The sequence below is a fragment of the Paenibacillus sp. PastM-3 genome (assembly GCF_029893965.1).
Taxonomy (GTDB): Bacteria; Bacillota; Bacilli; order Paenibacillales; family Paenibacillaceae; genus Paenibacillus_AQ.
Map to the genome: position 1 here is coordinate 1 of NZ_JARXXP010000056.1, position 11,728 is coordinate 11,728.

General features: G+C 45.5%; 15 protein-coding genes and 1 pseudogene. 4 read left to right on the top strand and 12 right to left on the bottom strand.

The annotated features are described in order from the left end of the window. The coding region (locus tag M2108_RS30795) for a helix-turn-helix domain-containing protein (RefSeq protein WP_277473278.1) at positions 1-519 on the top strand (519 nt) is incomplete at its 5' end. A gap of 82 nt (positions 520-601) precedes the next feature. Beyond that, positions 602-1,183, top strand: coding sequence for a hypothetical protein (locus M2108_RS30800; RefSeq protein ID WP_277473279.1), 582 nt, complete (start codon positions 602-604; stop codon positions 1,181-1,183). Positions 1,184-1,224: 41 nt separating this feature from the next. Here M2108_RS30800 and M2108_RS30805 read toward each other — a convergent pair whose 3' ends face one another. The 3 genes from M2108_RS30805 to M2108_RS30815 form a co-directional block, all read right to left on the bottom strand. Continuing rightward, positions 1,225-1,707: a YhjD family protein gene (locus M2108_RS30805; RefSeq protein ID WP_277473280.1), complete on the bottom strand. Its 483-nt coding sequence runs from the start codon at positions 1,705-1,707 to the stop codon at positions 1,225-1,227. 306 nt (positions 1,708-2,013) lie between these two features. Beyond that, a complete protein-coding gene (locus M2108_RS30810; RefSeq protein ID WP_277473281.1) occupies positions 2,014-2,232 on the bottom strand; it encodes a LexA family protein in 219 nt (72 codons plus the stop codon). After that, the gene (locus M2108_RS30815; RefSeq protein WP_277473282.1) at positions 2,229-2,426 is read right to left on the bottom strand and encodes a hypothetical protein; all 198 of its coding nucleotides are present in this window, start codon (positions 2,424-2,426) and stop codon (positions 2,229-2,231) included. Before M2108_RS30815 ends, M2108_RS30810 begins: the two co-directional genes overlap by 4 nt. Positions 2,427-2,573: 147 nt before the next feature. On the opposite strand from M2108_RS30815, the gene M2108_RS30820 reads away from it, so the two are divergent. Next, on the top strand, positions 2,574-3,434 hold the full coding sequence (locus tag M2108_RS30820; RefSeq protein WP_277473283.1) for an ATP-dependent DNA ligase: 861 nt from the start codon (positions 2,574-2,576) through the stop codon (positions 3,432-3,434). Between the two features lie 50 nt (positions 3,435-3,484). Here M2108_RS30820 and M2108_RS30825 read toward each other — a convergent pair whose 3' ends face one another. Then, a complete protein-coding gene (locus M2108_RS30825) occupies positions 3,485-4,372 on the bottom strand; it encodes a bacterial surface protein (RefSeq protein WP_277473284.1) in 888 nt (295 codons plus the stop codon). A 248-nt stretch (positions 4,373-4,620) separates the two neighbouring features. On the opposite strand from M2108_RS30825, the gene M2108_RS30830 reads away from it, so the two are divergent. Then, positions 4,621-4,998: a hypothetical protein gene (locus M2108_RS30830; RefSeq protein WP_277473285.1), complete on the top strand. Its 378-nt coding sequence runs from the start codon at positions 4,621-4,623 to the stop codon at positions 4,996-4,998. A 241-nt stretch (positions 4,999-5,239) separates the two neighbouring features. On the opposite strand, the gene M2108_RS30835 is transcribed toward M2108_RS30830, so the two are convergent. From M2108_RS30835 to M2108_RS30870, 8 genes and pseudogenes are all read right to left on the bottom strand, one after another. Then, on the bottom strand, positions 5,240-5,455 hold the full coding sequence (locus M2108_RS30835) for a hypothetical protein (RefSeq protein WP_277473286.1): 216 nt from the start codon (positions 5,453-5,455) through the stop codon (positions 5,240-5,242). A 267-nt stretch (positions 5,456-5,722) separates the two neighbouring features. Beyond that, positions 5,723-6,739: an SDH family Clp fold serine proteinase gene (locus tag M2108_RS30840; protein ID WP_277473287.1), complete on the bottom strand. Its 1,017-nt coding sequence runs from the start codon at positions 6,737-6,739 to the stop codon at positions 5,723-5,725. Between the two features lie 236 nt (positions 6,740-6,975). Further along, positions 6,976-7,191, bottom strand: coding sequence for a phage holin (locus tag M2108_RS30845; RefSeq protein WP_277473288.1), 216 nt, complete (start codon positions 7,189-7,191; stop codon positions 6,976-6,978). Positions 7,192-7,193: 2 nt separating this feature from the next. Beyond that, complete coding sequence (locus M2108_RS30850) at positions 7,194-7,910, bottom strand: N-acetylmuramoyl-L-alanine amidase (RefSeq protein ID WP_277473289.1); 717 nt, start codon at positions 7,908-7,910, stop codon at positions 7,194-7,196. 1 nt (position 7,911) lies between these two features. Next, positions 7,912-8,268, bottom strand: a complete 357-nt coding sequence (locus M2108_RS30855) for a hypothetical protein (protein ID WP_277473209.1) — start codon at positions 8,266-8,268, stop codon at positions 7,912-7,914. 144 nt (positions 8,269-8,412) lie between these two features. Further along, complete coding sequence (locus M2108_RS30860) at positions 8,413-8,517, bottom strand: CD1375 family protein (protein ID WP_277473290.1); 105 nt, start codon at positions 8,515-8,517, stop codon at positions 8,413-8,415. After that, on the bottom strand, positions 8,510-9,052 hold the full coding sequence (locus M2108_RS30865) for a hypothetical protein (RefSeq protein WP_277473291.1): 543 nt from the start codon (positions 9,050-9,052) through the stop codon (positions 8,510-8,512). The genes M2108_RS30860 and M2108_RS30865 overlap by 8 nt, the downstream gene beginning before the upstream one ends. A 24-nt stretch (positions 9,053-9,076) precedes the next feature. Then, a pseudogene (locus M2108_RS30870) lies at positions 9,077-11,728 on the bottom strand (hypothetical protein); the annotation flags it as partial.

An 11,728-nucleotide genomic window follows, 5' to 3' on the forward strand; every position in this document is an offset into this window, starting at 1 on the left:
CAAAGATATGAACATGGTGAACATAAAATCGACATGGATCGACTAAAAGAAATAGCAGTTGCCTTGGGTGTTACAGTTAATCAATTAACCGAAGGCGCATATACATATCTGGGCGAAGAGTCTGCAGAATCAGAAAACATAAGTTTGCCAATTGTCGGGAAGATTTCTTGTGGTAACGGTCGGGTAGCATACGAATCAATTGAAGGTTATGAAGTAACTCCTCGCTCGTGGATTAATGGCGGCCAATATTTCTACTTGAGAGCTAAAGGCGATAGCATGAACGGGGCCCGAATTTATGATGGAGATTTGTTATTAATTCGGCAACAGGAAGAAGTTGAAGATGGAGAGATTGCGGCTGTTTCAATTGACGATGAGGCGGTTTTGAAGAAGGTTTACAAGCAAAATAACACTTTGATTTTACAATCTACAAATCCAAATTATCCTCCTATCGTTTTGACTGGCGAAGAAACGAACATCCGTATCATTGGAAAATTGAAAAAAGTAGTGATTAACTTTTAAAACATATAATCAACAATGGTAGTATTTGTCTAAATCTGATAGACTGTTTTTGTTAATGATTATCAGTTTTAGGGGGAACACCATGAAGAAGCCATTTTATAAACGTTGGGTATTTTGGGTAATCGTCATCGTAGTTGGTGGAACCATCGGGCTGCTGACAGGTAATGACGATCCGGCTGATCAGGCAACGCCTGCGGCGACAGAGGAAGCGCAGCCTGTTGTTGCCGAGCAAACTGCTGAACCGACCGCTGCCCCAAGTACTGGAGAAACCAGCTCAGAAGAATCATCCATCAACTGGGAATCAGCAATTAAACAGATTGCTCAATCGGACACTGACCCTACTCAAAAAGCAGATGCTGCAGAAGTATTGGCAAAAGACTACGAGCCAGCTGCTGAAGAATTAAAGGACTTTGAATCTCAGATCGTGGAAGAGTATAATGCTCAAAACTACCTTGCACATATTGAAGATACTGAATATATGCTTATCAATATTTTTAAAGCAGTGGTAGTAGAAAAGGCACATGAAGGAACACCCCTCGGTGATTTCGCATTCGATTTTTATCAGAACACCAAGTACACATATCGCGGTGTAGATGCTGTAGACAGTGAGTCTGTCAAGGCGAATGAATCACAAATGGATAAGGCGCTGGCTGAGATTAAATAGAAACAGCCCCGGGATCTCCCCGGGGTTTTGTTATGTCTGCATTATTTAAGATGGTCCTTTAGGACACGTCCCAGCTCGGCCGTATACTTGGTGAGTCTCAGACTAATCTCTGTACGCATTACGTCCCTGGTGAGCCCGAAGCGTTCCTGGTAGCCCCTGAAGAATATCTTATAGTGCAATATAAAGTCGTCCTGTTCCTCCGAAATAAACCTAACGTTTCTCTGTTTTAATTCCTTCTGTAGTTCCCAAGTGTCTTTCGATATTCGATTTTGTATGTAACGGCCGGCTAACAAATACATTTTGGTCAGGACATTACCGGACCGCTCGATCTCTGCCATACTTTTTGCCAGCATCGTATCTATATGTGGCAGTAAGATCAGGTCACGAACCATTAGCCGCTCCTCATTTGTCAACAAACCATTTACCGGGATTTCCATTTCACGCTGCTGTTCCTCATACTGATCAACATGATCTGTGAGCAGCATCTTATTTTGCCACCGGTCATTCCCGTCCAATTTAGTCATATATGTAAGCCTCCCTAGTGGTAAAGCCAGTAATCAATATTACCGCCGTCCCTCACAGTCTGTGTGCCTCCCTGCGGCGTTATATCGTATGGTACGTTACGTTCCCACACTTCAAGTATAACCGCCTTTTGGATAGGCTCAGACGTGTTCCATTGTATGTAGTTTTCGGCTGCCAACACCTTAAATGCCTTTGTAATCTCTGCCGGCCGCCGGCCGCTCAAGCGTCCTAATTCCTTAATATCAGGCATTCGTTTAAAGTGATACCGAAACTGGGCTATAATTCGCAGCAGCTTCCGGGAAGTATCATCAAGCACGCCGCAGCACCCTCAAAGCCCGCGGAGCACTCTCTTTACGTTCAATGAATCCCTTCTTCTCCAATAGCTCAATATATTTGAAGGCAGTTGATGCAGATGCTAATCCCATTTCCTCTGCAATTTCCTTCATAGTCGGTGAGTACTTCAATTGATCATATAGAGTGACAATAGCATTCAGAGCATCCCGTTCTCTTTTGGTTAATTCGCTCATGCCACCACACCTCTCTTTACAAGCCTCCAGGCAAGGATGTTCTCAGCAAGAAATACCCTCGGAGCATCGGAAGTCAAACAAGTCGCTCGAATGCGGCCGTTACGGATGCCAACAATCTCAATTTTGCGCTGTGTGATCTTACCGTCTTTCGCCTGATAAACGATCTCTACTGTCTGCCCGATGCTCATTTTCATACTGACCCGCCTCCAAAATAGGAACATTTGTTTGTATTATAACCGCGTTCTGGATTTTTAAGCAATGGAAATATAATACGGCCAGTCCCAATACTTACCGCGCCCGAAGGGTTTAGTTAAGCATTATAATCATTATGAGGTGAGACTATGTTTATCAGTCCTATGCTGCTGCAGACAGCTCCCGTGCCGTTTAGCAACAGTGATTATATATATGAGCCCAAGATTGACGGGCACCGTTTGATTTATTCGCAACAGGCCGGGCAGGTCCGCCTATATACTCGGCATGACAACGACTGCACCCGGCAATACCCCGAGTTGCAGTTACCATTTGCAGATGATGTAATCCTGGACGGTGAGGTCGCCTGCGTCGATCCGGCCACAGGGGTGTCAGATTTCGAGGCTGTCATGAGTAGATTCCAAGCGCGCAGACAGGGTAAAATCCAGCAGCTCACTGGCACTCTGCCGGCATACTACGCTATCTTTGACATCCTCCAGTACAAAGGAAATGACCTAACAGGATTGCCGCTGCTGCGCCGCAAGGAGATACTTGCTGGGTTATCCCTGCCATCCGGCAGCTTTGGCGTGGTGCCCTACGTGGATGGTGCTGGAGAGGCGCTGTTTGAGCAGATCGAGACGCGAGGCATGGAGGGCGTTGTGGGCAAACGCAAGAACAGCCTTTATGAGGTTGGCCGCCGGTCTCACGCCTGGCAGAAGGTCATTAACTGGACCTATGCAGATGTCTACATTACGGGCTATAGAAAGCAGGAGTTCGGCTGGTTGGCAGCTGTGCCCGGACCGTCCGATAAACTGCGGCCAGCTGGAGTGATTGAGTTTGGAGTGTCGCCAGTGCATAAGCAGGCGTTTCGCGGAGTTGCCGGCCAACTGGTAACCGGCGAGGATAAGGAGTTTGTTCACCTGGCGCCGAAACTACGCGCCAAAGTGCGTATGAGGAATTGGACCAAGTCCGGCATGCTGCGGTCACCGGTATTTACTGAGTTTATTGTATAAACACAAAAAGGCCCGTCAGGCCTAAGCCTGGCGGGTTTGTTTACTTATCTTTATTCGGCAGAATACTCGTCAACACTAAAAGTAAGGATTTTATCAAAGATCATATAGTCTTTCCGACTAGAGAACGGCCCTTTATTATTATCTTGTTTATCAATGGCATAGGATGCTGTGCCAGTTCCAGCTTGTTTATTCTCGTACCATCTAATAAATGCGTTGACTTCGTCCATGCTAAGATCGAACTCTTTCTCAAGACCAGTATTCATCGTAACTATAAGGATAGCACGGTTACCGGTAGATTGATCGGGAGTAGGACTGGGTGTCGCTATGGGCTCGGGAGTTACAGTTGGTTCGTTAGTCGGTGTAACAGTCGGTGCTGGTGTAGTCGTAGGCGCAACAGTTGGAGATGGTGTTGGGGTCGCAGTAGGCTCTGGAATTAATGATCCGCCATCACTTATATCAAATGCACTCAATACAAAATCTTCAGAAGTCTCTTTGTTATAAATTAGTGTTACTTGATGATTCGCATTATCTAATCCAGTCTTCTCAAACAATAATGTATCTGCTTGAGGATTGCCATAGACATTGAAAGTATATGTCGTATCATCAATCTGTATTTTCATATTTTTAGACTTATTAGTATTCCTCGTTCCAAGAACTCTCAATTTATCGCCCTTAAACCAAAAAGACGCTGATGCTCCATCAGATATCGCAGCGGTTGCTGATCCTGTACTATACCCACTCCATGTATATTTTGTCCATGTCCCCATATAAGTAATAAGTGGATTAGAATCAATTATCCGCGTCCATCCGGTTTCAGGCTTTAATAATTGGCTACTGCCAACAGTAGCTGCAAATGTATTTTTTTGAATTCCAAAAAATGATATAGCTATAATTAATATAAGACCACAGAATCCCAGTTTTTTCTTCCAACTCTTCACAAACTTTCATCTCCTTTAATATGTATGCCTCAAGCCTACACTAAAAAAGAGCGAACAAACAGTCTGTTATTCGACATTTATTTACAATACACTTAAGGGTTGCTTAGGAAATATGTGGATTAACAAAAAAATCTCGCCATGGATTGGCGGCTTGTTTTTTAGGATGCTCTCTCCTATTCCCAATAATAGTCTGTATTTTTAGGATCTCTAAGTGTAAGATTATAGAAAAAAATAAGGGGTTGTACCGATTGAAAAAATCATTTATTTCTAAATTAGGAATCATTACGTTGTTAATAGCATCAATGCTTATAACTTCGTCTGGCGATGTCTCAGCTAATGTAAATCGTGTCATTTATTTTTCAATTCAAAGTAACACCGTTTGTGGTGACAATTCTTCCACAAACCAATACCGAGACCAATTTATGTTCAACATCAATAACTTAAGCGATGTCGATTCAGATGTAACACTTTATCTTTATACAAAAAATGGAACACAAATAACAAATCCAGGTGTCAATGACAATGGCACTGTTTCCGATATTGTTCCAGGAACACAAACTACGATTCAGCGAATTCAACGGCACAATACGCAAATTTATTCGGATATCCAACAACTAAAAATCTAAGTTGTGATATGAGACCTACGTATGGAAAGATAGTAGTTAATTCAAATCATGGATTATTTTTAGCTAGCGGTGAATTTAGTGCTGAGAAGTATTTGGTAAGTTCTAGCATTACAAATAGTGGATCTTACTATACCAAATATCAATCATCTACTGTGGTAGTTAACGGAGGAGAACCTTTCTAATAGAAACAGTTCATATTATACCCGCTAGCCTATGCTGGCGGGTCATTTTATGTATTCACCTAAGCAAGTACCATTCTAAATTCAAACTCTCCACGACGATAATAAGCATCAGCTATTTTAATACTTTCAGGACTCCACTTCTGCACGGGTCCGCCATAATCAACGATGCAGCCAGTCAGATCACCGCGGAGTTCAAATACCGTAACTCGGGCTTGGCTTAGGGCTGCAGCCAGAAAGTCTGAATCGCTCTCAAGGACTTTATATGTAGTACTCACACTATTCACTCCTATGTAATGAAATACCCCACCATTAAATAGGCAGGGTATTGAAGTAAAGCAACTGAACTTGATAATGCTAAATTAAACATACATCCAAACAGTCATGTACAAGAAGTTGTTTGGTTCAAACTAAACCTCGGATCCATCTTTGAGTAGATTACCGTTTGATTTTTTAATACATTCGAGTAAGCATCTGGTTTCACAGTGGTTTCAATGTTCACTGAAGCAGCACTTGAATTTGAGTAAATGTTGTACACGATGTTATTAGTTGGTCCTTGCTGGTGCATCTTCAAACCTCCATCCTTCAAAAATTCTCAGATCATTAATTCCATTCTGCAATCCATTTGGTGTCTGTACTTGAACTCTGCTTAGCTCACCTTCGCTATTGAAAAAATGGGATCCGCCCTCAACACTCTCAATCAAACAACGTTTGATCTCATATCTTGCATTTGTGGCTGGCCCCAGTAAAGCCTGTTGATCAAAAGGTTCATTTAGCTTAAGGTCATTCGTAATACTATTTTGCAATCTTTTTATCGCTTCGTACTGGTGTTGTGTAGGTTTAACGATATTAAGACCGAGTTGTTCTCTTGCCTCTCTCCGATAAATTGTGTAATCATGGCTACCGGAATCACTAACTAAAAAAGAGATTATTTCATCTAACTTTTCTTCTGTGAAATCTTGATGGATTAATAACTTCTTTGCAAGCATTTGAATTTGTGCTTTAGCTCTGTAAACCTCACCAAGCACAAGTGGGTGAACCATATCGGCGAGCTTAACTAATACATCGGTTAAACTCTTCTCATCATTAATATTAAGTTCAGTTTTAGCTAATTCAAAATATCCTTTGATTGCCTCAACACTCACAGGATATTTTGCTAAAGGGTTGCCGGCAGGTATTTGAGGATTCAAAGGAGTATTCACACTTGGGTCTATAGGGCCTAGTGTAGCCTGTTTAGTCATAATGATACTATTTGCTCCTAAACACATTAATGTTCCTGCGCTATGCGCTTTAGAGGAAACTATGATCTCGAATTCTTCACAGAATTGTCTGATAAGATTAACTATACTCCAAGCGCCCATTGTATTTCCACCGCGCGTGTACAGGAATAATGTTAGCTTCTGTTGAGGGCCCATTTTGTCCAAGTGATGAATAAAAGTATCCACGACATCAGGAGATATTTGTGTTTCCCACCCTGGTCGGTCACCTGTTACATAAGTAATAATACGGGTATTAAAAGAGTCTTCTAGGTTAATGTAGTCGATACAACGGCTGCTATACATTTTTCCACCTCACAGGATATTTATGTGCTCCTGTAATTATTAATTACACTATAATATCCATTCTCCTTCCGAACAAGCGTTTGATTAGGGGTATTTTGTAAAAATTTTCTTTGTTTATATCTATTTTATCAGTCAATCGTTAAGTAAAAGGCGAAAAAACAGAGGAATTAAGGGTTTTATTTCGGGGTTTTTAGGAGGAAATAAACGCCCACCAGCCTTAGCCAGTGGGCGCGGTGCTACTCTTTATCTGTATATCCTTTGCCGGCTTCCGGGTTGCTTACGATACCCAGCACAACCAAAATCCCCAGGATCGCATTAACCGCCGCTGTAGCCTCATCATACTTCTCCGGCGCAAACTGTACCCCGAAGATTGCTCCGACAGTCTGGACACCCAGCAGCACTGCTGCCGTCAGGGATACCCACATACCATAGTTCCGCCATTTGCTGTTCATTGCTATTCGCCCTCCTTCGTAAGGGTAACAATTTTATTCGCCTGATCCCAGCCCACTGTCAGGCCCAACGCCTCAGCCACAGCACGCACCGGTAGATATGTCACCCCATCCTCCAGCACGCCGTTCTGGATCTGCTTGCCACTGACCTTCACAGTCACCAAAACATCCTTTTTCACGGTATCACTCTCCTTTTGATTGATTGCCGCATACAGCCTTTCCCATGGAAACTTAGGGCCAGGACAGAACGGTTTGCGCTTCGGGTCTACCTGGAAGTGCCCGATCACATGCTTGGTATCCAGTAGCAGCTTCTTGCCATAGATGCGCTTGACCTCGCTGGCAATGTATTTATGCAGCAAGACGGTTGCAGCAAACTGCGCCTCTGTCAGAGCGCCGTCAGTGCCCTCATGCTCGATGCTGACGCTATATTTGTTAGGATTAACCGGCGCCTGCTCCTTCACGATGGTAGCCGTTGCTCGTGGAATGTCTGCAACCTTCAGGCCGTTTGCCCAAGCCATTTTCCTAATATCCACGTATTGGTGAATCACACCGGCTTTCGATACACCAAAATGCGCGCTGCTTTCCTCATTCCCGGATGAGGTGAACCAGGAGTCCATGCTGCTCATGGTCCCGCCGCTGATATGATTTACGATTGCAATCGGTATATGTCCATCCCGACTGCTTGAGTTCGTGTGGGCATTGCCCTTTTGGATGATCTGCACGTCATTTCCCTCCTATGAAAATGTATCCAACAATAACAAAGATCGTCCCGCCGATCACATACTTGAGTAAGTCCATCCAGAACTTTCGCTCCGTCTGATTGTCCTTGCCGGACTGCTGCAGCAGCATAAATATCCGGTTCTCCAACTGATCAAACTTCCCCATGATGGCGTTAAACTGGACTTTCATCTCTATGGTGGATTCTTTGATCTGCTTGATGTTCTCCTCATGCCGGTGATCGTTTTCTTCCAAGAGCTTCAGCTTGGTGTTAGCAGTGACGTTTTCAGCCGACAACCGTGTAAATTCTGCTGCCAGCCCCTGCAGCTGCTGCTCTACATCATCCAGCCTTTGCAAAGGCATTACATCCCCGCTCCCTCCTCTGTTTTGAGTTCCCCCGTCAGGCATTATGACCGCTCCCTCTCTCTGTTTGTTGGGCAAAACAAAGCCCCCGGATCAGCTCCGAGGGCAAAACAAAAACGCCTCATTAGGCGCTTCCGGCAATCACTATTCGGTTTCCAGCAAGGCGGCCACATCCGGACGGATAACCTCCGGCACCTGGTCCAGCGTCTTCAGGCCCTTTCTGATCAAGCTTGCATACACTTTAGCCATTGTCTACTTCACCTCCCTCTGCAGGGGCTTCAGGCGTTACAGGCTGCTGCCCGGCGAGTACCAGCTCGTACAGCTCTGTGAGCGCAAGCTGCGCATCTGCTGCCTCCTGCCGGGTAACCTGCAGCTCCTCAAATGTTTCAACCAATGCGAGTTGCGCGTCCTGCAGTTGAGCCTCAGCGTCATTCAGGCGGGTAAGCGTTTCGGCCAGCTGCTGCGCGGTGTCGGCCGATCCAGCCTCCACTGCTTCCAACCTGCCTTCAAAGGGATGCGGCTGCGGGCCGGGATAGGTAAACTCCAGCGTGCCGGACTCCAGATTAACCCGGTAACTATCTGCCTGAGCAAACTCGCGGGAGTACTGTCCGTACTGCAGCTTGAGTACGCCGACTGTCTCCCGGACGCGCTGGGCCAACTCCTTAATGCTGGCAAAGTCCTGATCTTCCGTAGGCTCCGTATAACTCCGGCCGATGTATTCGCCGGTATTGTGGATTACATTGCCGGTTGCCTTATCATAGTAAATCTTCATTCCAATCTGCATAACATCCACCTCACTTTTTATATTTTAATAGAGCATTGTCCCCTGTAAATTAAACGTATTTCCGTTCGCTCCCCCTTTTATAGTTAATGACAACTGAGTGTTGACGTTCAGGGAGTTTCCTGAAATGGTTTCGGATTGTATCACTCCATTAACGCACCATGTCACACGATTTGCTGCAGGATCAATAATAAAGGAACTTAAAATATCGGTTCGATTTTCTATAACATTATTAATAAAAGTGAAGTAGTGACCCGCACTATCAAATAACTGAACTTGCGAAGTTCCTACAATCCGCAGTCCAGTACCAGTCCCTACAAAAGAAAATCCCTGCGGACATGGAGCAATTGATAATATAGTTCCTCCATCAGCATAAGAGCCCACACTACCAGATGTGCTTACCGTTCCTCTTGTTGGCCCTTTAACTACAGTGCCTGACGTTCCAAATATAGTCTTACCGCTTAAAATGTTTTCTGGACGCAGTGAAACATCAGCTGACTGTAATTGTGCAACAGACACCTTAATTTCTCCGGCACCTGACCCGCCTTTTCGATAGCCCTCCGAAGGATATACGGCCAACCCCCCATCCGCCCATAAGCCCACGCCCTGAGCTGGGTCGCTACCCGATGTAATGATTGGCACGGTGCCTGCTACTCCGGCAATCGTTGTATCGGATAATATTTTATTAGCCGGTGCTGATACTGCGGCTATGGTAATGGCCGACGAATAATATCCTGCTGGCTTAGTCTGCACTGATGTTGTAGGGGTGACTGTCCCGCCTGCACCGTTATTTGCCATGCTACCATTTATTAGGCCATCCTCCGATCCTACTGTGTAGCCAGACAGGACCTGTGCTGCCCCTGCTGTTCCGTACTCACCCCCTTCACCCTGTAAGATAAAATTTGTGCCATCGTACACCAGCGTATAGACACCACCAAGAGCCAAAGCAGCATTGTTGCCGTTTGGCTTTTTAATGGATTTGGCTCCAAGGCCGTTGACGTTAAGCGTAGCCGGGCCAGGGCTGGCGACATGGGTCTTGATAGTCAAGCGTAACCCTGCAGTCAGCGAAGCAGGCGCGGGGGTTAAGCTGGCAGCCAATGTCGCATAGGTGCCTGTTGTAACAGCATAAGCAAGCGTACCTTGTAATACTGAATCGGGAATGGCCGCAATTGCAAGGTCTCCATTTGTATCTAATCCTGCATATCCTCCAGCAACGTTCTTGCGGCTGGCGTTTTCATCTTCAACCCAAGAGTTCCATACGCCTGCGTTAATTCGTCGCTTCCACGTCCGCAGAGACGGGGTTTCTGTGAATCTTTGTAGAGCGCCCTCAACCTCCAATATCCCTGTCGCTGCCGCGGGCAAGTCTGTTACTGATGAGTTTGTAATACTATATAGACCAGTGTTCACCAAAGTATTTGCGCTTCCCGAATTAACTAAGAATGGTGCGCCGGTGTTCTCGGTTAGCTTGAACTTTTGAATACTGTCTGGAAGGGCGCTTGCATTTGATATACCTAACTTCAGGTTATCGACCTTTGCCTCGATGTAGTCATCTGCAAAATCCTGCCGATCATTCTCCTGCCGCAGCTCCGCGACATCCTGCACCAGATCAGATACCACACCCCCCAGCCCTGTCTTCCAGGTCGCTGCTGTCTCTGTGACATTAGCCGTAAGAGCGTATTTGTCCAGGGCGATGTAGGTGACATAGTAATCCTTTGTGGTATCATAGTAAGCTCCCGGGATACCCGCCCGCGCCCCATTATCTGTTCCAGACACACCCATCGCATTAACAGCCCATACTCTAGGCATCACATCGGCACCAGCATAAATCTCTACAAACCTAGCCAAGCGTTTCGACGTTTTTGATGCAGGGTACTGTACATCCGTTCTGTTAATTTCCCAATAGTTTGCTCCAGAATTAAACACAGGAGTGACTTTCTCCCGCTGAATAACCCCCGTCTCTACACTGATCTGATTGCCTCCTGGGTGCAGTGTAATACTGCCCTCTGCATTCGGGATGACAACTGGGGCAGCAGCAGAGGCTAGAGCGTAATCCGTGGTAGCCCATGCTGTCCAGCCCGGTGCTTTATTTGCTGCTACCCAAGCCTCTGTATTGGTAGTAGGAGCACTGCCGTCCAAGATGGACACCCAAGACGTATATGATGTGCCGTTGTTGGCTATAGCAAGCCAACCATTCATAAGAGCTTTTATAGCATTAGCACTAGGATTAAGCGTGTCCGTCCAACCAGATGCATCAGTTGAGATTGTAGTGAAAAATGATGTATCTCCAAAAAGCTGACGATAAGCATTGGCTGTCGTTGCAGTACCAGTATATGGTGTCAAAACCCGCCCATCATAACGGATTGCTCGAGAATTCGCAGAGGTCATATGCTGTGTAAGACCCGCAAATGCTGGAACCTTTACAACTTTAAACCCTGAAATACTAACATCAAATGTCCAAGCCAGCGAACCATCCAACGCCACATTTTTCTTGATCCGCTCCACATATATCCATTCTGTACCCGCACTATATACGCTATCCTTCACATCTCCGATCTGGCCGAGAGCAACTGGGAGGATAACAGATTGTGGCTCCGCTGGGGTAAACGGTGTAGGAGTGCTGCCGAGTTCAAGCTGCCAGTTTTTAAAGGTGAATGTTCCAGTTAGAGCATTAGAAAAAGC